19 protein-coding genes and 1 pseudogene are annotated in these 23,986 nt (G+C 37.7%); 16 read left to right on the top strand and 4 right to left on the bottom strand.

The window, feature by feature from the left end; all coding sequences use genetic code 11:
• Nucleotides 1-258: 258 nt before the first annotated feature.
• From F6K23_RS30520 to F6K23_RS30455, 15 genes and pseudogenes are all read left to right on the top strand, one after another.
• On the top strand, nt 259-1,491 hold the full coding sequence (locus F6K23_RS30520; protein WP_293162932.1) for a transposase: 1,233 nt from the start codon (nt 259-261) through the stop codon (nt 1,489-1,491).
• 309 nt (nt 1,492-1,800) lie between these two features.
• A complete protein-coding gene (locus F6K23_RS30515; protein ID WP_293162929.1) occupies nt 1,801-2,367 on the top strand; it encodes a hypothetical protein in 567 nt (188 codons plus the stop codon).
• Nucleotides 2,368-2,906: 539 nt separating this feature from the next.
• Nucleotides 2,907-3,512, top strand: a complete 606-nt coding sequence (locus F6K23_RS30510; RefSeq protein WP_293162926.1) for a DJ-1/PfpI family protein — start codon at nt 2,907-2,909, stop codon at nt 3,510-3,512.
• A gap of 800 nt (nt 3,513-4,312) precedes the next feature.
• Entirely contained in the window at nt 4,313-6,133 is a 1,821-nt protein-coding gene (locus tag F6K23_RS30505) for an AGE family epimerase/isomerase (RefSeq protein ID WP_293162923.1), read from the top strand.
• A 487-nt stretch (nt 6,134-6,620) separates the two neighbouring features.
• Complete coding sequence (locus F6K23_RS30500; RefSeq protein WP_202225038.1) at nt 6,621-6,962, top strand: anti-sigma factor antagonist; 342 nt, start codon at nt 6,621-6,623, stop codon at nt 6,960-6,962.
• Nucleotides 6,963-8,088: 1,126 nt separating this feature from the next.
• Nucleotides 8,089-10,209: a glycogen debranching protein GlgX gene (gene glgX, locus F6K23_RS30495; RefSeq protein ID WP_293162918.1), complete on the top strand. Its 2,121-nt coding sequence runs from the start codon at nt 8,089-8,091 to the stop codon at nt 10,207-10,209.
• A 1,152-nt stretch (nt 10,210-11,361) separates the two neighbouring features.
• On the top strand, nt 11,362-11,700 hold the full coding sequence (locus tag F6K23_RS30490; protein ID WP_293162915.1) for an anti-sigma factor antagonist: 339 nt from the start codon (nt 11,362-11,364) through the stop codon (nt 11,698-11,700).
• Between the two features lie 388 nt (nt 11,701-12,088).
• A pseudogene (locus F6K23_RS30485) lies at nt 12,089-12,208 on the top strand (zinc ribbon domain-containing protein); the annotation flags it as partial.
• 626 nt (nt 12,209-12,834) lie between these two features.
• Complete coding sequence (locus tag F6K23_RS30480; RefSeq protein ID WP_293162912.1) at nt 12,835-13,257, top strand: ATP-binding protein; 423 nt, start codon at nt 12,835-12,837, stop codon at nt 13,255-13,257.
• An 85-nt stretch (nt 13,258-13,342) separates the two neighbouring features.
• The gene (locus F6K23_RS30475) at nt 13,343-13,480 is read left to right on the top strand and encodes a hypothetical protein (protein WP_293162909.1); all 138 of its coding nucleotides are present in this window, start codon (nt 13,343-13,345) and stop codon (nt 13,478-13,480) included.
• 90 nt (nt 13,481-13,570) lie between these two features.
• Nucleotides 13,571-14,485: an LD-carboxypeptidase gene (locus F6K23_RS30470; RefSeq protein WP_293162906.1), complete on the top strand. Its 915-nt coding sequence runs from the start codon at nt 13,571-13,573 to the stop codon at nt 14,483-14,485.
• Nucleotides 14,486-14,964: 479 nt separating this feature from the next.
• Nucleotides 14,965-16,806: an ABC-ATPase domain-containing protein gene (locus F6K23_RS30465; RefSeq protein ID WP_293162903.1), complete on the top strand. Its 1,842-nt coding sequence runs from the start codon at nt 14,965-14,967 to the stop codon at nt 16,804-16,806.
• Nucleotides 16,807-17,603: 797 nt separating this feature from the next.
• Entirely contained in the window at nt 17,604-17,747 is a 144-nt protein-coding gene (locus F6K23_RS30460; RefSeq protein WP_293162900.1) for a hypothetical protein, read from the top strand.
• 77 nt (nt 17,748-17,824) lie between these two features.
• Complete coding sequence (locus F6K23_RS42275; protein ID WP_367267864.1) at nt 17,825-17,965, top strand: transposase family protein; 141 nt, start codon at nt 17,825-17,827, stop codon at nt 17,963-17,965.
• Between the two features lie 184 nt (nt 17,966-18,149).
• Entirely contained in the window at nt 18,150-18,584 is a 435-nt protein-coding gene (locus tag F6K23_RS30455) for a transposase family protein (RefSeq protein ID WP_367267866.1), read from the top strand.
• Between the two features lie 462 nt (nt 18,585-19,046).
• Here the strand turns inward: F6K23_RS30455 and F6K23_RS30450 are convergent, their stop codons facing one another.
• Nucleotides 19,047-19,280, bottom strand: a complete 234-nt coding sequence (locus tag F6K23_RS30450) for a transposase (protein ID WP_293162898.1) — start codon at nt 19,278-19,280, stop codon at nt 19,047-19,049.
• A 69-nt stretch (nt 19,281-19,349) separates the two neighbouring features.
• Here F6K23_RS30450 and F6K23_RS30445 point away from each other — a divergent pair, with 69 nt between their 5' ends.
• Nucleotides 19,350-19,529 (top strand): hypothetical protein, encoded by a 180-nt coding sequence (locus F6K23_RS30445; RefSeq protein WP_293162896.1) that lies wholly within the window; start codon nt 19,350-19,352, stop codon nt 19,527-19,529.
• Nucleotides 19,530-20,930: 1,401 nt separating this feature from the next.
• On the opposite strand, the gene F6K23_RS30440 is transcribed toward F6K23_RS30445, so the two are convergent.
• From F6K23_RS30440 to F6K23_RS30430, 3 genes are all read right to left on the bottom strand, one after another.
• Nucleotides 20,931-21,107, bottom strand: coding sequence for a hypothetical protein (locus F6K23_RS30440; protein WP_293162894.1), 177 nt, complete (start codon nt 21,105-21,107; stop codon nt 20,931-20,933).
• Nucleotides 21,108-21,116: 9 nt separating this feature from the next.
• Complete coding sequence (thrB, locus tag F6K23_RS30435) at nt 21,117-22,034, bottom strand: homoserine kinase (RefSeq protein WP_293162891.1); 918 nt, start codon at nt 22,032-22,034, stop codon at nt 21,117-21,119.
• Nucleotides 22,035-22,396: 362 nt separating this feature from the next.
• Complete coding sequence (locus F6K23_RS30430) at nt 22,397-23,440, bottom strand: pentapeptide repeat-containing protein (protein ID WP_293162889.1); 1,044 nt, start codon at nt 23,438-23,440, stop codon at nt 22,397-22,399.
• Nucleotides 23,441-23,986 lie beyond the last annotated feature (546 nt).

The following is a 23,986-nucleotide window of genomic DNA, read 5'->3' as shown; positions in this document are numbered from 1 at the left end:
TAGAAGTTATTTTTGTAACGGGGATTTGAGAAAAGCTCCAAAAAAAAACCCAAACAATTTTCAGCACCCTGTAGACGGTGGGGTATTAAACCTGCCACAGAAAAGATAAATATCGTTAATCGCGATCGGGGGTAAATACAGAAAGCAAAAACTTATCTAAAGTTCATCAAAATTACTCATAATTATAGCTATCAAACTAAAATGAGTAATTTTGCTCAATTGTCTATTCATTGAGTCGTTATCAGCTACAATTAGGATATGAAGCTAGTTGAACGTCATGTTATTACCAAATCACATTATTTGTGGTCAGAAATAGACCACAAGGCTTTTTTGTCGAAAAATTTATTCAATTTAGCTAACTATTATTATCGCCAATATTTCTTTGAAAACAAAAAGAAACTTAGCTTTAATCAACTTTATCATCTAGTATCTAAGACGGATGATTATCAAGCTTTACCAACTAAAGTTAGCAAGCAAATAATCAGAAGATTAGACTCAGCTTGGAGTAGTTATTTTGCAGCTTTAAAAGCATGGCAAAAACAGCCAAATAAATTTTTAGGGAAACCAAAAATCCCCAAATATAAACATAAAACAAAAGGCCGAAATATTCTGCCCTATCCAGATGAATCAATATACAAAAAAACCTTAAAAAAAGGAATTTGTCACCTGTCGATGAGTGAAATAAAAATACCCACTTCACAGACAGAAATAATAGAAACCAGAATTATCCCCAAAAGTAGCTGTTACATAATAGAAATAGTCTATGAAAAATCCGATTCAACAACAGAAAATCAACAAATAGCAGGAGTAGATTTAGGAGTAAATAACTTAATAGCTGTAACTACAAATCAAACAGGAGTTTCACCTCTTTTGATTAAAGGCAGACCATTAAAAGCAATTAACACCTTTTATAATAAACAACGCTCTTATTTACAATCTCAATTAAATAGCCACAACCAAACTAATTCTCATCGGTTAAAAAAATTAACTCACAAACGAAATAGTCGAGTAGAAAACTATCTCCATACAGCAAGTAAAAGGGTAATAGATTGGTGTATCAACCATCAAATAGGAACCTTAATTATTGGCCATAATCAGAATTGGAAACAAGAAATAAAATTAGGGAAAAAGAACAATCAACAGTTTGTGAATATCCCTCACTATAGGTTAATAGAGATGTTAAGGTATAAAGCCCAACTAAGAGGAATAAAAGTAATAATTACCGAAGAATCCTATACATCTCAATCAAGCTGTTTAGATGGGGATGATTTGCCTAAATATGGAGAACAAAAACCGAAATTTAGTGGAAAAAGAGTAACAAGAGGATTGTATAAAACCAGAGAAAATAAATTATTAAATGCAGATGTAAATGGGTCGTTAAACATTATTAAAAAAGTAATTCCTGATGTTTTTGACCAGGGAATAAAGGGTTTGCCGTTTAACCCTGTAGTGGTTGATCCACTACGAATGACTAGACTTTCAGACCTTTAAGTAAGTTTGAGTAAGTTTAGTTGAGCGGTAGACACAAAAATTTACTAATATCTTCAAGCTCGAAGAAAGCACAATTTTATACTAATTCAGTTTAGAGATGTCACAAATAGTTTCAAATCTAAGATGTGAAATAATTTTCTGAAATTACTGTATTGTCAAAGTTTTGAGCCTGTAAAATCTTACTTTTTAAGGGCGAATACCATTCGCCCCTACGACTTCCGTGAAACGGTGAGGTTTCTTTAGCGATCGCTCGTCTCCCCCAGCAATTTTGTTTCAATCAATGAAAAAACAACTACAAATCTAGATATTATGAAAAAGCGCACAAATTACTACAAAGACCTAGCAGTAGATTATTCTCGAGCTGTTCCAGCAGCTGCTGATGTTGCTACAGAGATGATTGCTCTAGCAGAAAAAATCATTGCTATGAAAGAAGCAACATTACCAGAGCTAGGTCCTGACTACACATTAGAACAAATAGAGAAAGAAAATAAAGAGTGGTGGCCTACTCATTGTGAAGCTTTGAGACAGGGACGCGGTGATATTCTCACGGCGGAATATTATCAAGATTTAGTCTATTTGTGCCAAGACGGACAATATTTTGGTCTAGAGGAACAAAAAGAAAGGGAACAGCATTGGTGGGCGTTAATTTCTCAACCAGGAGTTATTATGTGTTGGCCAATTGTTATGTTTTCTGGAGAACATACATTCTTCGAGTGGAAAAGTGTGGATCTCGAAACCAACGAAACTATTGCCAAGGGAAATGTCACTTGGGTACGTCGTGGTCACAGAGGTGGTTGTTACTTAAAGACTGAGCAATTAACATTCTATCGTGATGTATTTGCTCCTGATTCACTCTTGAAGTTAATTACAACATAAGAGAAAAAGTTAGATAGTTGAACTGAAGGGAGTTGATAATAGTTTCCAGCTCCCTATTAACTATTTTTTTTTGCAGAAAAAGTATTTAATCTCAAATCTATTGTTTGACAGCAATATTAGAGTCAAAAAAAATCACAAAGGTAGGCTGTCAGATAATAATTGAGACACAAATAAAAAGTTAAAACTTAGAGGTTGTCTGAGAAGTCTCATTTACTACATCAAAGCCCCCTAAATCCCCCAATTTTGGGGAACTTTTACCAGCTAATTGATTCTTGTTCCCCCCAGAATTGGGGGGCTAGGGGGGCAAAATTCAGTATTAAACAACTTTTCATATATCCTATTAGGTAATTGAAAGAATTAGGTTCTATAGAGACTGAGTTATTACATCTGAGTTTAAATCTAAAAAGAGCAACTAAATAGCTATTTTTTGATAATAATGATGTGTAAAATTATAGTTACTCAGAATCAATGAGGATAATGTTATCCCTCGTAGATTCATTGTTTGATTATATTTTGTAAATAGTAAGGAGTAAAAAAGAATGACTACTGCAACAAAAGGTAAAATTGGAGTCTTAATAGAAGACCATTTTGATCCTACAGAATATCTGAAATTTAATGAATTTTTCCCTAAAAAAGGCTATGAAGTAGAATATATTACTCATTTATGGGGTAACAAAGAATTACATTTTGGCTCTAACCCAGAGAATAATATTGTCGAACAACAAGTTACTGTTTCTACAGAAGTTAATGATATTAACCCCTCAGACTATAAAGGGATAATTTGTATTGGCGCTTACGCTATGGATAGATTGAGATATCAGGTAAACCCCAAAAAAGGTGAACCAAACCAAGCACCAGCAGTAGCATTTCTTCGCAAAGCTGTCAATACTGAAAATGTAAAATTAGGAGCAATTTGTCATAGTTTATGGCTATTTTGTGCCGACAATGAAATGATTAAAAATAAAAAAGTCACCTGCGCTCATAACATTATTTGTGATGTAGAAAACGCTGGAGCAGATGTAATATTTGATGGAGATCAAACAGCAGATTTAGTGATAGATGGAAACTTAATCACAGCCAAACATCCAGGGGTAACAGATGAATTTATGGAAAAATTTGTAGAAGCGATCGAAGCTAACAATTAATATTGCTTTTTGTGGTGGTAGGTGTTACCTCAAGATTTAGGATTAAATTAGAGGATAAAAATTAAAACCTGCCACACTCAATACTCAATATAGAACCCATTTGATATATCTATTTATTTACAGCGGGTTCCACCTTGGTGAGATACACCCCGAAGCGAGCAAGATGCTCGCACTGGGAACATTTAATTTTTCATATCTGTACTTCATATACTTGGAATTTGCTGTATCAAAGATAGGGAGTGGAGGAGATAGGAGAATTTTTTGGTAGTGGTGCATTTTCATTGGTCGTGTATTGTCTGGCAATGTTTGTGACAAAAACAGTGGGAGCATCTTGCTTCCGTGCCAGGTATCCGTTGTTATTGTATACAATTATGCGACCAGGACTACTCATTTTTCTACCTTTTTCTTCTATTCAGGACTTACGCAAATTATTAGATAAAACGCTATCTGTAGAGGTAAAATGCAATTTACCCCTACTATATATGGTGCTTGGTGCGTAAGTCCTGCTATTCTCTAACTAATACCAATTCAGTTAAAATTTGACTTCTGACTTCCGTGAAACAGTATAAATTTCCTGACTTCTGACTCAGTCATCCAGGAGGACTGCTACCAAAAGCACATACCGCGTCCAAACATAGCAAATGGGTTCTATACATAAGACTTCTTGCAAAAGTGTTAATTCAATCAATTCAAGACAATATAATATATATGTAAACAATTTAATCTCCCTATTCCCTATTCCCTGACTTCTACAAGAAGTCTATAAAAAAACTCGTAAACACAGTTAAAGATAATCAAAAATGACTACCCAAATAGAATTTAGCTTTTCTGACTTAATCGCAGGATATGTTACCAAATACGACTCAGAAACAGATATTTTTGGTATCAAAACAACAGACGGCAGAGAATTTCAAGCCAGACTAAGTCCGATCTCTTACGCCAAACTCGTACAAAACTTAGACGAAGCATACCCAGATGCTACAGGTTCCATGCGGTCAATGTTAGTACCCGGTCGGTATTTATTCACTTATGGAGTATTCTTCCCAGATAGTCCCATATTTGAAGCCAAACAAATTATATTTGTCGGTCGTCAAGCAGATGACTACGTTTTTGAGAAACCAAACTGGTGGGTAGACCAGGTGCGTTCCCTTGCTAATTTTTATGTCAAAGCTCAGTTTGGCGACGAAGAAATTGACTACCGCAACTATCGCACAACCCTAAGTCTATCCGGTGCAAAATCTCAGGTAAACTTCTCTCAAGAAACTGATACTATTTCCCGGATGGTTTACGGAATGGCAACTGCTTATATGATGACTGGGGAAGAAACTTTTCTAGAAGCAGCAGAAAAAGGCACCGAATATCTGCGAGACCATATGAGATTTGTAGACCTAGACGAAGGAATTGTCTATTGGTATCACGGTATTGATGTACAAGGAGAGCGGGAACAAAAAATCTTCGCTTCAGAATTTGGCGATGACTACGATGCTATCCCTGCTTACGAACAAATTTACGCCCTTGCAGGTCCGTTACAAACATATCGACTCAATGGCGACCCTCGGATCATGGACGATACCGATAAAACCATCAAACTATTCAACAACTTCTACCTGGATAAGAGCGATCGCGGCGGTTACTACTCTCACCTAGACCCCATAACTCTAGACCCCCTCAGCGAATCATTAGGACGAAATAAAGGTACCAAAAACTGGAACTCAGTGGGGGACCACGCACCAGCATATTTAATTAATCTCTGGTTAGCAACAGAAAAACCAGAATATGCTGATATGCTCGAATATACCTTTGACACTATTGAAAAGCGGTTCCCAGACTACGAAAATTCTCCCTTTGTCAATGAAAAATTCTTTGAAGACTGGAGTCCAGACCATACTTGGGGATGGCAGCAAAACCGAGCAGTGGTTGGTCACAATATGAAAATTGCCTGGAATTTGATGCGGATGAATAGTCTCAAAGCTAAAGATTCTTATGTGGATTTGGCCAAGAAAATTGCCGATCTTATGCCAGCAGTGGGCAGCGACCAACAACGGGGTGGTTGGTATGATGTGGTGGAGAGGGTATTAGGTGAAGACGAAAAAATCCACCGTTTTGTTTGGCACGACCGTAAAGCTTGGTGGCAACAGGAACAGTCTATTCTTGCATATTATATTCTCGCAGGAGTTTTGGGAGAGCCAGAATATCATCGTTTAGCGCGGGAAGCTGCTGCTTTTTACAATGCTTGGTTCCTGGATACAGAAGATGGCGGAGTTTATTTCAATGTTCTTGCTAATGGTATTCCTTTCTTGGCAAGTGGTAACGAACGAGGTAAGGGGTCTCACTCCATGAGTGGTTATCACTCTACAGAGTTATGTTTTCTTTCTGCTGTTTATACTAATCTTTTGGTTAATAAGCAGCCAATGGATTTTTATTTTAAACCTATTCCTGGTGGTTTTCCCGATAATATTCTGCGGGTTTCGCCAGATATTCTACCTCCGGGTAGTATTAAAATTGGCTCTGTAGAAATTGATGGTCAACCCTATAGTGATTTTGATGCTGAGAAACTGAGTGTCAAATTGCCTGATACTAAAGAAAGGGTGAAAGTTAAGGTAAATATTGTGCCTACCTGAAGGAAGAGTGTGGGGAGTGTGGGGAGTGTGGGGAGTGTGGGGAGTGTGGGAAGTGTGGGGAGTGTGGGGAGTGTGGGAACTCAAAAAAATATAGGGTTTTCAATAATTGATAATTGATAATGGATAATTGATAATTACCTCTCCCTAAAACGGAATTGATTGAATAAAAGGAAAAAATTTATTTTTTCCCCTTGAAAGGGGAGGATTTTTACCTGAATTATTGAATTATTGAATTATTGAATTATTAATTCTTCGGTAAATATTCTCTCCAGGCAAAGAATTTGCCCTGTCCTACTCCTCTACTCCCTACTCCCTACTCCCCTACTCCCTACCCGGATTATATATAATACTTGTGTGTTGGGTTTTCTCCTTATCCTGTGGATAAGTTGCCCTAACGGAGACGTTTCACATTGGCATTAGTCTGTCCTAGACAAACGTTTCTCAACCCAATCTATCTAAACACCTGAGTATTATTAGACTAAATCCAATGGCAATCGAAATTAATATTAGAACAATAGAAGAAAATATTACAGTAGTAGAACTAACAGGGGACATTGACGCTAGTACAGCACCTAAAGTTTCAGAAGAAATTCTCCCCCTAGCGACTCCTGGGTGCAAAATTCTGATAAATATGAGCAATGTGCCATATATGTCTAGTGCAGGGTTGCGCACATTACTATCATTGTACCGACAAACAACAGCAAAGGAAGGAAAAGTTGTATTAGTTGGACTTTCTGAAGAGCTTCAAGATACTATGTCTGTGACTGGGTTTCTAGACTTTTTTGCCACTGCTGAAAATGTTGAGTCAGGAATGGCAACACTAAATTAAAGAAGGCAATAGTTCAACAATTAATAATTAATAATGGCTTTGTTGCACAAAAGACGATCTGGTAAGCTATTTTTTTGCTAGTCCCTTACTCAAGCGATCGCTCAGTTTCGGGAGATGGATGGGGTGATTTATCTATTATCCAATAGTTATGTTGAGTTTAGATAGAGTCAGAGTCAAGCGATAGAACATCCGTTCCGTTTCACGATCGCTCAGTTTCGGGAGATGGATGGGGTGATTTATCTATTGTCCAATAGTTACAGCAGTTACCGCGCATTATTGTTGTACATCTCGGGAGTCTAGTCGCAGCTATATACTTTCATGCAACAAAGCCATTAATAATTAATAATTAATAATTACTGGAGAGTACAAAGTTATTCAAAAAAAATGACTTAATCTCAAGGCTGAAAATATTACTAGAAAAGACTTGCAGCACATACAGTTCCTAAAGTGCTAGTTTATAACCTTAAGATTGCCGAAAGCTTTAGCTAGCAATAGTTTTTCCAAGAAGTTTGTACTGTCTATTCATTAATTGATAATGGATAATTGATAATTACCTCTGGTTAAAACCGCTACGGAATTGAATATAAGGAAATATTATTTCTTTTCCTTAAAAGGGGAAGCTTCAAGGCGCGAATTATTTAATTAGGGTTTGCTGATTAAATCTAAAAGAACTGACATATAAAGGTCTTAGCATTTTTTAGTTAAAAAAAGTCCAAGCTTTTAGGTCACTTAGGTTCAAAAAATTAGCATTTTAAGCGCATAGTTGCGCAGAAAAATCAAGGGATTATTCTTCCTCCTACCTCCTCTATCATTCCCATTTCTCCTGACTCCTGACTCCTGACTCCTGACTCCTACCCTCACCCATAAGACTTTTTGCTGCAAACCCTAATTATTAATTATTAATTATTAATTATTAATTATTAATTACCTCTCCTTCAAAATAAGAGGATCGACTTTAAACCCTAATTATTTGGTAAAATCTTGTTAAGCTGTTTAGCATTTAAGTACATATCCAATTTTTGTGAAAGGGACTAGGAAATATAAAATCTAAATGCTTCTTAGCTTACCTAAAACCTACAACCTAAAACCTACCACCTACAACGTATTCTCCCTTTAATCAAAAGTCATGCAATTAGATCGTATTGATATTCATCCTACCCACAGTCACGGTGACTTGAAACTGCGTAGTGGGAAACCCTTTCCATTCGGTGCAACTCTAGTACCTGGAGGAGTGAATTTTTCCATATTCTCCTCTAATGCTACATCCTGTACATTGGTTTTGTTTAAAAAAGGCGCTCTCCAACCAATGGCAGAAATTCCCTTTCCTGAAGAATTTAGAATTGGGAACGTTTATTGTATGGTCATCTTCGACCTGGATATAGAAAATATCGAATATGGCTACCGGATGGAGGGACCGAATAACTTCCAGGAAGGTCAATGGTTCGACAAGAGTAAAATTCTCATGGACCCCTACGCTAAAATTATTGGAGGTCGAGATGTTTGGGGAGTATTTCCTAACTGGGATGACAATTATCAACATCGAGCTAGAATTGCCTATGATGATTTTGACTGGGAAAATGACCGCCCTCTAGAAATTCCACCAGAAGACCAAATTATCTATGAAATGCACGTTCGGAGTTTTACCGCTCATCCCTCTTCTGGAGTCAAATATCCTGGAACATTTGCTGCCATCCGCGAAAAAATTCCTTACCTCAAAGAATTGGGTGTTAATTCAGTAGAATTGATGCCTATCTATGAATTTGATGAGTTTGAAAATTCCCGCCCCAGCCCAATTACAGGAGAAATGCTCTACAATTATTGGGGTTATAGTACGGTCGGATTTTTTGCCCCAAAAGCAGGTTATGCAGCCACAGGTAAGTTAGGGATGCAGATGGATGAGTTAAAAACTCTAGTTAAAGAACTGCACAAAAATGGAATAGAGGTAATTCTAGATGTTGTATTCAATCACACAGCAGAAGGTAACGAAAACGGTCCGACTATTTCTTTCCGGGGTATTGACAATAAAGTATATTATATGCTAACGCCAGAAGGTTATTACTATAACTTTAGTGGCTGTGGTAATACGATTAACTGTAATAACCCTATTGTTCGTGGTGTAGTGTTAGATTGTTTGCGCTATTGGGCAAGTGAATATCATATTGATGGTTTCCGGTTTGATTTGGCTTCAATTCTCGGTCGTGACCCCTGGGGAGCGCCATTGGCAAATCCTCCACTTTTAGAGACTTTAGCTTTTGACCCCATTTTAGCTAACTGTAAATTGATTGCAGAAGCTTGGGATGCAGGGGGTTTATACCAAGTGGGTTCTTTTCCAGCTTTTGGACGTTGGGCTGAATGGAATGGTAAGTATCGCGATGCAATTCGCAAATTTATCAAAGGTGATTGTACTGTAGGGGAAATGGCGCAAAGATTACAAGGTTCCCCAGACCTATATGCTTGGCAAGGTCGCGCTCCTGCAACATCTATTAATTTTATTACCGCCCATGATGGTTTCACCCTAGCAGATATGGTTTCCTACAATGGGAAACATAACGAAGCTAATGGCGAAAATAATAACGATGGTGCTAATGATAACGAAAGTTGGAATTGTGGAGCAGAAGGTTGGACAGATAACCCGGGAATTAATGCTTTGCGTAGCCGTCAGATGCGAAATGCGATCGCGATTATGATGGTTAGTCAAGGTGTACCTATGTTATTGATGGGAGATGAAATAGGACGCAGTAAACATGGTAATAATAATACCTACTGCCATGACTCGGAACTAAATTGGCTTAACTGGGAATTTCTCAAAACTAATGCGGAGTTATTTAGATTCGTGAAAAACTGCATTGCATTCAGGAAAGCACATCCAGTATTAAGAAATCGCAACCATTTCAGAAATCAAGATTATATTGGTAGTGGTTATGCAGATATTACTTGGCATGGAACCCAGGTGTGGAATGTAGATTGGTCTGAAAGCTCCCGTACTATTGCTTTTATGCTCTGTGGCAAACACGCTAAAGAAGGAAAACAGCCAGATAACTATATTTATGTAGCAATGAATATGCACTGGGAAAGTCTCTGGTTTGAAATTCCTGGTTTGCCCCAAGGAATGCAGTGGCACGTTTTTGCTAATACTACCTGTCCATCGCCAGAAGATGCTTGGGAACCAGGAACTGAACCTGTATTGGGAAATCAACAGGGGTTATTAGTTGGCGATCGCTCAGTAGTTATTCTGATAGGAAAATAATATCATGTCCGGTTGAGATGAAGGAGTCGTAGGGGCGAATGGCATTCGCCCGTAAAGGAGTCAGGAGGGAAGAAAGAAGAAGAAAGAGAAAGTTTTTTTGATCGCTAGACATCTGTTTAATAATGGATAATGGATAATGGATAATTGATAATTGATAATTGATAATTGATAATTGATAATTGATAATTACCTCTCCCTAAAAGGAAGAGAATTGAATAAAAGGAAAATTTTTTCTCTCTTGGTCGATTGGATATGGTTAGGAAACCCATCCATCCCACCCTTCGGGAAGCTGCGCTAACGACTGCTTTTTCCTCTTAAAAGTAGAGGTTTCAAGGCGCTAATTATTTAATTGTTAATTATTAATTATTAATTAGAGTTTGCTGAAAAAGTCTTTTAGTAGGGGTAGGAGACAGGAGACAGGAGACAGGAGAAATGGCTCGGGAGCGAGGAGGTAGGAGCAAGAATTGTAAGAATGATTTTTCTGCCCAAATCTTGACCAAAATCCGCTCATTTTTGAACCATTACCACTTAAAATTTCGCACTTTTTGATACTTAAAAAGACTAAAACCTTTATCTATAAATACTTTTAGATTTAATCAGCAAGCCCTAATTATTCGGTGAAAATAAAATCAATTATTATCCATAAATTATCAATTATCAAAAAAATTGTATCTAATACAAAATCTCAAAATTCTTGCTACATCTCCTAGAGAGTATAAAGTAGGGAGTAGGGATTAGGGAGTGGGGTTCAAAGATATAAGATATCTTGGTTTAATACCGATAATCGTTACAAACATTACTGGAACATTATTATTACTTAATAACTGAAATCTTCATAAAGAAGAACATTAATGCATGGAAATTAGTATAAAACCTTGCCTTTTAAAGCGAAATATTTTTGGAGAATTGCTCAAATCCCCGTTACAAAAATAACTTCTGTACGGGCGTTAACGATAGTTATGCGAAGCAAACGGCCGTTCGCCCCTACTAACTTCTGACTTCGTTAATTCTCCCTGTTCCCTGTCCCCTATTTTGGTGGAGATGTCTACTAATTATCCGAACATGATATAACTCAGGAATGATATGATAGAAAAACCAAAAATATCGCTCAGTAGTATAAATTACGACGAAATTAATAAATAAGGGAAAATTATGGCTTTTGAAGCAACTCTAGAAACAACAAACGGCATCGCTAAAATAACTTTATCTGGAGAGCTAGATGGGTCTACCGCTCCAGCTTTTAAGAAAAAAGTAGAGGAAGCAGCAGCCGAAAACCCGAAAAGACTTGTTTTAATAATGAATGACCTAGAATATATGGCAAGTGCGGGTCTCCGGGTATTGATTTTCTCCAAACAAAAAATGGGAACAGGTGTTGATATTTATATGGTAGGTGTTCAAGAAATGGTGCTGGATACCATCAAGAAAACAGGTTTCGATCAAAGTATTTATTTACTGGATGAATATGATGCAGCTAAGGTAGAGAATATTTGAACAAAATTTATGCATTGAAGAAATAGTCAGTAGTAGAGGCGAACAAAGGTTCGCCCGTACAATTTTAAATAGGGTTTGCGCTTCACTAGTCTTTTTTCAGGAGTAGGGGAGCGCTTGTGTAGGGGAGTAGGGGAGATTTTTTTTACCCAACTATGCGCCCAAAATGCCAACTTTTTGAGCATGAAGAGCTGAAAACCAGTTATTTTTTAAAGTTATAAAATTGTTCAAACCTTTATATATAAATGCTTTGAGAATTAATCAGCAAGCCCTAAATAGACTTTCTTCCCTACGATATTCCTAAGCTGGATGATTGGAAAATAGTTGCCTGTTTTCATCAGGCCAAGCAAGTAGCTGGAGACTTTGACGATGCTTTTCTAAATTAGTAGTAGTTGATAGGTTTTTTCCATCTTCAAAAACTTGCTCCTACTGTGGTCATGTTCAAGATATGCCCTTAAATAATCGTACTTATGACTGCGGTGATTGTGGGATATCTATAGACCGGGTATAAGACGCAAGTATTAATTTAAGTAATGCGGTCAGCTTGACCGTTGATGCCTGTGGACGGAGTGCTGCCGACAGTTCCGGTGGAAGCAGGAAGTAAACATTAAAATGTGACACTTGTGACGTTTTATATCGGTTTTATGAAGCAGATATACTAATCAGTTATACTGAGGCAAAATCTCCTGAAGGAAAGTTATTTACAGATAATAAGCAAAAATAAATAGTATAAAAATCTGCTAGTTATGCATCATAATTGATGAAACGCATTAAAGATAATTTATTTACTTAGGGTTTGCTGAAAAAGTCTTATGGGTGAGGGTAGAATACAGGATACAGGATACAGGATACAGGAGAAATGGGAATGAGCTAGGATGTAGGAGCAAGAATTTTTCTGGATGTTTCTGTCCAACTATGCGCCTAAAATACGCTCCATGCATGAGCATGAATAGCTCAAACAGGCGTACTTTTTTTGACCTAAAAAAAGCACTTGTCTTTATATGTCAATGCTTTTAGATTTAATCAGCAAGCCCTACTTATATTGATGATGCGCCACAATTTGATGATCTTACAATGTTAGCGGTGCGTAGAAATTAATGAAAACTATTACTAAAAAAAACTCAAAAAAGGAGCATTATGGAACCTTTAATAGTGTCAGGTAGCCTAGACTCTTTAGGAAAAATTGGTCAATATATTATGTCGGCAGGAAAAGAAGCTGGTTTAGAAAAAAAAGCATCATATAAATTACGTTTAGCAGTAGATGAAATAGCAACAAATATTATTACTCATGGCTATGATGAAGCTGGTTTAGCAGGGAATATTTCTATACAAGCCGAAATAAATGAGCAAAATTTAACTGTTTATATTGAAGATACAGCTATACCTTACGATCCTACTCAAGCAGAAATGGTAACAGAAGAAACTTTACAACAAGCCTTAGAAAAACGCCCTATGGGTGGATTAGGAGTATATTTAGCAAAAGACAGTGTCGATCAGTTTATGTATAAACGAGTGGGTGACAAAAATCGTAATATTTTAGTTGTGAATAGAGTTGGGTAAAAGAAGGAAGAATGAAGAGGGAAGAATGAAGAGGCAGGAAGGCTTAAGTTAATATAACAGCAAGAAAAAAACTTAAATTTCCTAGGTGGTGGTGCATAGTAATGGTAGAGGGAGTGGGGGAGTGTGGGGAGTGTGGGGAGTGTGGGGAGTGTGGGAGAAATTAAAAAATATATATCCTCACCATTACCATGCAGGACTACCAATTTCCTATATATATTCATAATATTCACCCTTGAATTTACACAAACGCGCCCCAGTGGATATGATATTATCTATCCCTAGCTCCCTAGTTCCCTATTCCCTAAATAATAATATGCTAAATCAAAATTGGTTAAAACCTGGTGACTTACTACAAGTTATTTCACCAAGCGGTTGTCTGCGAGAATTAGATGCTTTTGAAAAGGGAGTGGAAATTTGGCGATCGCATGACTACCAAGTAGAATTAACTCCTGGTTATGATGAACAATGGGGTTATTTAGCAGGTACAGACGAAAGTCGCTTCACTCAATTAATAGCAGCGATGAGTAATGAAAATTATCGTGGTCTTCTCTGCTCTAGGGGTGGTTATGGCACGACTCGCTTACTCGAAAACTGGCCAAACCTCAATGATTTTTCATTGCCTATTCCTAAATGGTTGATTGGTTTTTCTGATATTACTGCCCTGCTGTGGACTTTTAGTAAAATTAGCAATTTTTCCTGTGTTCATGGTCCATTATTAACTACTTTAGCTGCGGAACCAGAGTGGTCAATTCAACGACTATTTGACTTGGTGGAGGGTCGTTCCCTAGAACCTTTAAAAGGCAATGGTTGGGGTGGAGGCCAGGCCAAGGGATATTTAATGCCTGCAAATTTAACTGTAGCTGGTCATTTATTAGGCACTAAGTATCAACCAGATTTGAGTGGGACAATTTTAGCCTTAGAAGATACAAATGAAGTTCCTTACCGTATTGACCGAATGTTGACCCACTGGCGGATGGCTGGGGTTTTACAGCAGGTAAATGGTATTGCTCTGGGGCGGTTTAGTCAATGTTCCCCTGGCCTTATGAATAATACAGAGTTTACTGTTGAAGACGTATTGCGCGATCGCCTGGCTGATTTAAACATTCCCATCGTTTCCGACCTTCCTTTTGGCCATGATAGTCCAAATGCAGCTTTACCTGTAGGAGTTGAGGCCCATATTGATGGTGACACAGGTGTTTTAGAAATTAAATCAAACCCGCTTATCTGATTTGCAGCACTGTTTAAGTGTTTAAGATGGGTGAACCACATAGACAAAAGCAAAATCCTTGTAGGGATGTTCCATGGAATGTCCCTAGAGTGGTCTACTAGTGTAGTAGTCAGGAGCTAGGGGTTGTATCAAATCCGGTAGCATCGGTGTAATTAGATTCATAGGGTGGGTAGTGTGGGGAGATGGGGATATCAAGTAAAGATGTGACAATGGTGCTGAGATGGAACATTTTTTCATACCGAATTAAGCAAGTATAATATTATATCATAATTCGGAAATGCTAATAGTTATTGTAATAGACAGATAGGTTAAAACATAGCTATTTACAGGGAAATGTTTTTAAATCTGTTGCTTGTTGTCTGTTCCCTGCTATATCATAAAAAATTGGCACTTTGTAGGTTAGGTTAAGTTAAGTGCAGAACCAACCTACAGTATTATTACTAATTATCCGTTCTAGCATGACACCTGATACCTGAAAAATGACTAATCAACAAACTCTCAGGCAGAAACTTTTAGACTTAGACAACTGTAACTACAAAGCTTACAGAGATATTCAAGGTAGTTACGAATTTCCTGACTTTACCCTAATTATTGATTATATTCAGGGAGACCCCTTTGGCGCTCCTAGTAAACTTCGGGTGCAGGTGCCTTATACAGTTGCTGCCTTTCCTCCAGAACTTTATAAAAGTCCAATTCGAGAAGTGGCCCTACGGGATTTCCTAACTCGTAAATTTGACAGAATGGCTTATGAGGTCAGTGGACGGCGTGGCACTGGCAAAAGTGGGATGGTGGCAATTACGAAAATGGGACAGGAAGTGCTGGAACGAACATCAGTATACTTGGCTAATATAGATCCTCCAGCTCCTAAAGTTGTTTCTCCTGGGTCAAACCCTGCTTTACAAAGAGGAAAACCTATAAAATTAAAAAACAATACTCAAAAAGGTGTTGAAGTACGATTAATAGTTGGATTACCGGCAAATGGTCGTCGTATTCTAGGCAGACAGGCCGCAGAAATGTTGTGTGATGATATGCCTTATATTGTTCATCGGAGTCTCAAATATGAACAATTAGATGCTGATGCTTGTCGCCGTCATGTAGAAACTGTAGAAGATACAGATTTTTTGCGGAAGCAGTTGGTAGAAAAAAATCTGGTGGCTTTTGTTGCTAATGGTGCAATTTTACCACGTCGTAGTGGGATTGACAGTCGCCCTTTGTCATCTGAGAATGTAGTGCCATTTCAGTCTCCTCCATCTTTGGAAGTAGAGTTTGAATGCCCGAATCAAGGTAAAATTTCTGGCATGGGAATATCTAAAGGGGTGACATTAATTGTGGGTGGTGGTTATCATGGTAAGTCTACCCTCCTCAAAGCGATTGAATTAGGGGTTTATAACCACATTCCTGGTGATGGACGTGAATTTGTTGTGACAGATCCAGCAGCGGTGAAAATTAGAGCAGAGGATGGTCGTAGTGTTGCAGCTGTAGATATTTCGCCGTTTATTAATCAATTGCCTCAAGATCGTTCTACTACTCAATTTACTACTGAAAATGCTAGTGGTAGTACCTCTCAAGCTGCAAATATTATGGAAGCTTTGGAGATAGGTATTAAAAATGATAGACCTGAAGGATCTGAAGAAATTGTGACAACTTCCCCTGTCTTGTTAGTAGATGAGGACACGGCAGCAACTAATTTTATGATTCGCGATCGCCGGATGCAAGAACTTATTGCCAAAGATAGTGAACCTATAACTCCTTTTATTGATAAGGTAAGACAGTTATATACTGACTATCAAGTATCAACAATTTTGGTTATGGGTGGTAGTGGTGACTATTTTGAAGTGGCAGATAAAATCATTGCTATGGAAAACTTTCAAGCTAGAGAAGTTACAGAAAAAGCTAAAGAGATTGCCGAACAATACGTTACTGGTCGTACTCTAGAAGGTGGTGAAAAATTTGGCGAAATTCGAGCGCGCATACCACTACCAGAAAGTTTAGATCCTAGTCGAGGGCGACGAGATGTGCGTTTAAAAGTACGAGATGTTGATGAAGTGGTGTTTGGTAGCGAGGATGTTGACCTCTCTAGTGTTGAACAGTTAGTGAGTAAAGACCAACTAACGGCGATTGGTGCAGCTATGGTTTATGCTAAAAAACAATACATGGATAGTGATCGAACATTGTCAGAAGTTGTTGATGCTATTATGGCAGATATTGAATCTAAAGGTTTGGATGTTTTGCTTCCTTTTCCACAAGCAGATTTAGCTATCTTCCGACGTTTTGAGTTGGCAGCAGCAATCAATCGTTTACGGACTTTGAAAGTTAAATAATTACTGCTTAGGAGAAATCATGTTTAATATTAGCATTTAGCATAAGCTGTTTAGCATTGAAATTGGGTATATAAATATTGACTCATTGAATAGAGCTGATAGTTTAACAGTCTTTCTCTGTTCCCTGTTATATTATGTCTGGTTGAATACTGATCAATAGACCTCTGGTGAAAAAGATATAAATTTTTGCCTGAAGTAGGGAACAGGGAATACCAAGCATGACAAATGTTTGCTAGAAATAATTATGTGACTACTTAGGAGTCAGAACTCGGAACTCAGTTAGGGTATCTGTCGTTAGGGCGACGTACAGAATTAATATATTAAGTATCATGTCTTAGCTAGAAGACTTCTTTTTAGTCACTTGTAACATCTGATCTCAAGTATTTTAACTCTCCTAATTATTCGTAACATTTTTTTCACGCTTGGTAGAACAGGGAAGAGCTTTTTGGGAAAAAGGTACAAAAAATGATTTATTTGGTCAGGACTTACGCAACAGCACTAGTTATAGTGATTGTATCTAGAATAATGACGAAGTTATATGCTATATATAGCGGTACTGTATAAGTCCTGTTGGTGATCTCACCCCCGGTTTAATACTTATAAATAAGTGAGGTTAGGGAGTAGGGAGTAGTAGGGACGTTGCATGAAATGTCCGTAGGTCTTAGAGATCAAAAAGAGATTTGCGATAGCAACTGAAAGAATAGTTTTTTTTCATAACTAATAGACATCTCCAAAAAATAAATAAATTGTGATAGAATCATAAAAAATGTAATTTTCAGTTGCTAATTATGACCAGTATGCTTGAGTACATTTACAATCATCTACAAGAATCAGAACGTTTATTAGGCATCAAGTATGAACAGCTAGAAAAGTTACTAAAACAAGCAGAAAAACTCCACAATAATAAGCAAGAAATAGCCACAGCTAAAAAGTTAGAATAATTGCTTATGGTGGTGGTAAGCCACCTAAATTATCTATCTCAGACCAAATTATTTTAACCTTAACTTATTTAAGACATTTGACAACGTTTCAACTACTAGGCATTCAATTTGGAGTGAGTGAAACTACAGCTAATGATACCTTTAATTATTGGTGGCCAATTATTGGGTATTTATTACCGAAAAATTGTGGTTTAAAGCCTCCCCTTTTAAGGGGATAATAAGCGGTCGAGGGATGGCGAGGTCTCCTCGCCATATCCAATCGACTCCTGTGAAGAAAAATTTTCATGATTAGTCAATCCTCTTCTTTTCAAGGAGAGGTAATTATTCATTATTCATTATTCATTATTAATTGTTGAACAACAAGTCTCTTAGAACAGGTAAAAAAAACAAAGTGACTATGAAATTGTCAAAGAAATATTAACAGAATTTGAATTAATTGTAGATGGCTACGAACAGGGGATAGAAAGACCAAGAGAATATGAAAAACAAAAGGAATATTACTCAGGAAAGAAAAAAACTCATACAAAAAAGCGAGTGCTTCATTCGCCGTCGCACGGCGAATGTAAGAAGCACTCAAGAAAAGGGCAAGTAATTGTATTGCCAAAAGGTAAGGATATTGTGGATATTTCAGCAGGAGAACCAGGGAAAAAAAGTGATATACAATATTTCCGTGAAACTGAGAAAAAGTTTGACAGTAAACAAAAATTTAGTGGAGATAAAGCCTATACTGGAGAACTGAGGATTAAAACACCTAAAAAAAAGCCGAAAAAACGAGAACTAACAGACTCAGAAAAATCTCAAAATAGAGAATTTGCGCTACTAACGAATTTTTGTTGAACATATAATTAGATTAGTCAAAATATTTAGGGTAGCTCAAGAAAGATTTAGATTAAATCCCTACAAAGGCTGAGCAAATAATTATGACTATTTGTGGGTTAGTAAGATTACGAATAGGGACATTTATTTTGTAGTAATAAATAAATCTTGAGCAAGATAATAATTATTGAATTTATATTGCTATTTTTGAACTTGTTTTTAAGAGCTGATTCATAAAGTAAATCTAAAGAAAGCTAGTCGCTTGACCATGAGTTGGATTAATGAGCCATAAATCATTGCTTCACTTACATCTGAATAGACTTCATAATCCTTACTTAAGCGTCTAAATCTATTTAGCCACCCATGCATTGCGTTCAACAATCCATCGCCCACGGCAATTGCTCAAAACTCTCTGATGTTCGTTTGATCACTTCCACCCTGACGCCATCGCCACAAACCTGCCTAACAGCATTGGCAAAGTTTTTACCAGAATAACCCTGATCTACCCAGACTACCTCGCTCTTTCGATAGCTTGCTCTTTGCCTCATTGAGCACAACTACTGCTCCTAAACATTCTGAGGCATTTGCCTTACTCACCAGAACTCCAATTAATAATCCTTGAGAATCTACGACTATATGGCGCTTACGCCCTTTAACTTTCTTACCACCATCGCGCGCCGTAGACAGATCCCTTTTTTCTGTTGTTTTGACTGCCATAGGAATCAGCGATAACCTCCGGTTAAGCGTACGCTATCGCAACGGTGGAGTGCTGATCTCTGTCTAGTTGTGTTCTTAATTTTTGCCGAACTTGCTCGTGGAGAACTTGCCAGAAACCACGAGGCTGCAATTTCTGGAAGTACCTGTATACAGTTGTATAGGGTGGTAAGTCATGGGGCATCATTTCCCATTAGACATCTCCAGAAAAGAGGCAACAGGCAACAGGCAACAGGCAACAGGGATAAATAATTGATAATTTATGGATAAGAATTGATTTTATTTTTGATTTTTGGAGATGTCTATTGACATCCAGTTCTTTGTACATAAAATATACCCCATACGAATCTCTCGGAAATCCACTTGAACAGGATGCCCAAATCCCTTAAACTTAGGTAGCAGAGGCTTAAGTATATCCCCCAGTCGAATCACTCAGGTCTCTTGGGTATGGTTGACTTTTAGGGTTGGCGATCGCAGGTAGACGACTCATTGGTTACAATATGGATCAACTATACTCAATAGTAACACCTAATTTGACTGGGACTAAACTTTCTTTAGATTCTCTTTATGAATCAGCTCTAATAGTAAGTATCTATAATACTGATTTTACGGTAAAAATCAACTATCTTAAGTATTGGCGAACGCTCTCCAAAAGATAGTTAGAGTAAGTGTTTGACTATTTTCGGAGATATATAATAGAGTTGTCGCTAAATAGAGGGAAAAAAATCGCTCCAACCTAGACAGAGCAATAATTCTAATACTTTTTGGTTGCCAATGGCTACAATCCTTACAGAACAAAGTTTTTGGGGATTTTTTAAGTTATAGAACCCCTGATCGTATCTTCATAAATATCAAGTTTTTTTAGCCTTGAGTCAGGAGAAAGGAGACAACCCACCCCTACTGCTCCTAGGAGGGGGAGATAGGAGTTCATTAATGGATAATGGATAATTGATAATTGATAATTACCTCGGGTTTTAACCGTTACGGAATTGAATATCAGGAGATATTATTTCTTTTCTTGGTCGATTGGATATGGCGCAGGAAACCTGCGCCATCCCATCCTACGGAATGCTGCGCAAACGACCGCTTTTTTTCCCCTTAAAAGGAGAGGCTTCAAGGCGCGAATTATTTAATTACAGCGGTTTTCATGATTAGTAGACCACAGTAGGGACGTTCCATGGAACGTCCCTACAAAGTTTGATGTGTGAAGATGTGGTTCATCAATTTGAAAAGCGCTGTATATCATGTCCGAAGGCAATCGTTTGTGTAAAAGTTGGCGTGGATATTTGCAGGAAATTTAAGTTTTTTTCTTGCCTTCCGGAGCTGTTGCCTTCCGGAGCTGTTGCCTATTTACTATACAAGACCGATGCTACCGGACATGATATTATTAATTATTAATTATTAATTATTCGGTAAGAGGGAAGAGGGAAGATGTGGGGAGAGACAATACAAAAAATTAAACACTCCTTCAAATGATTTTTCCTCAAAACTGATGCGCGAAAAGACTTGACTACCATAATTATATAGCTATCAAATGGGTTCTATAAAGCGACAAGTCTAATTATCCGGAGATGATATTACCTGCACGTTTGCATACCAACTGCACCGAAAGTGCTATATGTATATTTAATCTACAGGACTTACGCAGTACCGCTACATATAGTGTATTATTTGGTCATTATTGCTGATATAACCAGTATGATTGTTGCCGTTGCGTAAGTCCTGATCTAGAAGGAAAAAATTATGACGATCGCTAAATTTATGGAAAATTTGGACAAGCATTGGTGTTTGTTTGCCAATTATACCAAGGTAGCGATCGCGTTCTATCAAATCACTAAGCTAATTACAAATTGCTCCTCTAGTGTCAACTTCTAAAGCTTTTACTTCTGTAACTACTCCTTGATTTTTCCAAGTATCTGCCATTGCTGTTACTACTGCTGATGTTGTGAGTGAATTTGTCAGTGCTAATAAAGTCGGTCCTGCACCACTGATTACCATTTCATCAGCACCAGCATCTAAAGCAGCTAATCTAACTTTTTCATATCCTTTGATTAGAGACTTACGGTAGGGTTGGTGAATTTTATCTTGCATTCCAGCTTTTAACCAATCTCCATTACCAGTTTCTAAACCTCTTAACAAAATGCCTAAATGGGCAGCATTGAATATTGCATCGGCGCGACAGTATTCTGTTGGTAAGACTCGTCGCGCTTCTGCTGTTGAAAGTTCAAAGTCTGGAATTGCTACTACTGGCACAATATCAGAATGCCAAGGAATATCACATACTTCCCAACCACTAGGAGTCGAAGCAGTTAAACAACAGCCCCCGAGTAAGGCAGGTACAACATTATCTGGATGTCCTTCAATGGCGATCGCTAAATTCATTATTTCTGTTTTACTCAAAGGATGTCCCGCTAGTTGATTTGCTCCGAGTAAACCTCCGACTATTGCAGTAGCTGAACTTCCTAAACCCCTAGCTAAGGGTACCCCTAAGTCGATTTCTATTTCCACAGATGGGGGTATTTGGTTGAGATGTTCATATAATTTGACGAATGCTTGATAGGCAAGATTGGTTTTATCTGTGCTGACTCGTGCAGCTTCTTTGCCAGTGACAGAAATTTTGAGTTCTGTTGCGCTATCCGCAATAGAGAATTTTAAGCGGTTATATAAGGAGAGAGCTGCACCGATGCAGTCAAAACCAGGGCCAATATTTGCGGTAGTTGCAGGAACGGTAATAGTAACAGAAGAAGGTGTGGTCATTTCAGTTATCAGTTATAGCTACGCTAGGGAATAGGGAATAGGGAATAGCAAACTGTTTTTCATCTCCTTGTAGAGCGCCAGGTCGCGACGCAGCTAAGGGGAGGCTATTGACCCTCTTTTTTGGTCATTGTTATTTTAGAATACTGATAATTTGTTCAGTTGACAATATTCTCAGGACTTACGCAACGGCACTGATTATAGTTGCAATATCAGAAAAATGACCAAATTACCTATTTATAGCGGTACTCTCTAAGTCCTACAAAATATTCTTTACCAAAAAATGAGGGTATGTGCCTCCCCTTTTAAGGGGATGAAAAAAATATTTAGTTCAGTATTTCAAGCCTCCGACTTCAGTCGGAGGTTCACTGATAACTGATAACTGATAACTGATAACTGAAATGACCATCACCAATACCGTTTTTCATACTACCGTCTGGCATAATGGTATTGTTAAAAATAGCATTCTTCAGTCTAGCTGACCTGAGATTAGCATCTTGGAAATTAGCTCCACTCAAATTAGCACCTTCTAAGTTAACACGATAGAGGTCAGCTCCTGTCAAGTTAGCGTTTTCTAGGTTAGCATTATCCATGTATTTCTTTGTTAAAATGGCTCCATTCAAATTAGCACCTGCCAGGTTGAAATCGCTAAAATAAATTTTTCGCAGATCCATACCTGCTAGATTTGCACCAGGTCCAATATAGACTAGTTCAGACAAGTCAGTTCCCTCTGGAAAAATTGTTTGGTAACTGTAGAAGGCATCCTTCAACTTAACATTGCTAAGGTTGGCAGCACCCAGGTTTGCTCTAGTTAAGTCGGAACCTCTAAAATCTGCTGACTCTAGATTGGTATCTTGATTAAATATGACTCTACTGTGAATGCGGATGTTTCGGAAGTCAGCATGACTTAAGTCTGCACCACTAAAGTCTGTACCATCACCACATATATCCGCCAGCACCATATTTGTGAGGCTGGTGTGTGAAATGGGATAGTCACGATACTCAGAATCGTAGGTACGCATGACCGCTGTTTCCTTATCTACAACTAGAACACAGCCTTCTGCACAATTATCTGGAATGGCCTCAAAAATCAACAGCCAGTTAGGAAGAAAATCTCCGTATCCAGCAAGTGCTGCCTCATATTCTCTTTGAGAAGTTTCCAGAGTCTTTTCAAGGGACAAAAATCCATACAATCCTTTCCCATTCGAAATAAAAATTTGCGGGTTTGTCATTCCATTATGCCACTGGTAAAGTTCGTAGAGTTCTTCTGGCAAAGAAAAAGGTAAGTCTTTAACTAGCTCATCTATTTGTGTTCTTGTCAGTCCTGGTTGTAGTTCTTCTACTGCGAAGGGACTGTGTTTAAGATGATACTCTTTCATTCGTTCTAAAGCTTCGATTAATGCTGACATGAGATTTACCTCCTGTAAGTTTTTTCTGTTAGTAGTTAAATAGTGATCGCCTCCCTTTTCTACTAATGCGTATGTCGCAATAATACAATGTAATATAAATGTAGTTCAGAGGTTGATGGAGAAATATGGAGCGATCGCTCAATTGAGATCTCTTTTCTACTAATGCGTATGTCGCAATAATACAATGTAATATAAATGTAGTTCAGAGGTTGATGGAGAAATATGGAGCGATCGCTCAATTGAGATCCCTTTTTTACTAATGCGTATGTCGCAATAATACAATGTAATATAAATGTAGCTCAGAGGTTGATGGAGAAATATGGAGCGATCGCTCAATTGAGATCCCTTTTTTACTAATGCGTATGTCGCAATAATACAATGTAATATAAATGTAGCTCAGAGGTTGATGGAGAAATGTAGAGCGATCGCTCAATTGAGATCCCTTTTTTACTAATGCGTATGTCGCAATAATACAATGTAATATAAATGTAGCTCAGAGGTTGATGGAGAAATGTAGAGCGATCGCTCAATCGAGATCCCTTTTCT

It is taken from the genome of Okeania sp. SIO2C9, assembly GCF_010672455.1.
Lineage (GTDB): Bacteria > Cyanobacteriota > Cyanobacteriia > Cyanobacteriales > Microcoleaceae > Okeania.
The sequence above is the reverse complement of the archived record's forward strand: the minus strand, read 5'-3'. Positions and strand labels throughout refer to the sequence as shown.

What these genes read in the sequence shown, in the direction of transcription:
- F6K23_RS30520 (WP_293162932.1), top strand. Translation starts at nt 259, where the DNA reads ATGAAGCTAGTTGAACGTCATGTTATTACCAAATCACATTATTTGTGG.
- F6K23_RS30515 (WP_293162929.1), top strand. Translation starts at nt 1,801, where the DNA reads ATGAAAAAGCGCACAAATTACTACAAAGACCTAGCAGTAGATTATTCT.
- F6K23_RS30510 (WP_293162926.1), top strand. Translation starts at nt 2,907, where the DNA reads ATGACTACTGCAACAAAAGGTAAAATTGGAGTCTTAATAGAAGACCAT.
- F6K23_RS30505 (WP_293162923.1), top strand. Translation starts at nt 4,313, where the DNA reads ATGACTACCCAAATAGAATTTAGCTTTTCTGACTTAATCGCAGGATAT.
- F6K23_RS30500 (WP_202225038.1), top strand. Translation starts at nt 6,621, where the DNA reads ATGGCAATCGAAATTAATATTAGAACAATAGAAGAAAATATTACAGTA.
- glgX (WP_293162918.1), top strand. Translation starts at nt 8,089, where the DNA reads ATGCAATTAGATCGTATTGATATTCATCCTACCCACAGTCACGGTGAC.
- F6K23_RS30490 (WP_293162915.1), top strand. Translation starts at nt 11,362, where the DNA reads ATGGCTTTTGAAGCAACTCTAGAAACAACAAACGGCATCGCTAAAATA.
- F6K23_RS30480 (WP_293162912.1), top strand. Translation starts at nt 12,835, where the DNA reads ATGGAACCTTTAATAGTGTCAGGTAGCCTAGACTCTTTAGGAAAAATT.
- F6K23_RS30470 (WP_293162906.1), top strand. Translation starts at nt 13,571, where the DNA reads ATGCTAAATCAAAATTGGTTAAAACCTGGTGACTTACTACAAGTTATT.
- F6K23_RS30465 (WP_293162903.1), top strand. Translation starts at nt 14,965, where the DNA reads ATGACTAATCAACAAACTCTCAGGCAGAAACTTTTAGACTTAGACAAC.
- F6K23_RS30460 (WP_293162900.1), top strand. Translation starts at nt 17,604, where the DNA reads ATGCTTGAGTACATTTACAATCATCTACAAGAATCAGAACGTTTATTA.
- F6K23_RS30450 (WP_293162898.1), bottom strand. Translation starts at nt 19,280, where the DNA reads ATGGCAGTCAAAACAACAGAAAAAAGGGATCTGTCTACGGCGCGCGAT.
- thrB (WP_293162891.1), bottom strand. Translation starts at nt 22,034, where the DNA reads ATGACCACACCTTCTTCTGTTACTATTACCGTTCCTGCAACTACCGCA.
- F6K23_RS30430 (WP_293162889.1), bottom strand. Translation starts at nt 23,440, where the DNA reads ATGTCAGCATTAATCGAAGCTTTAGAACGAATGAAAGAGTATCATCTT.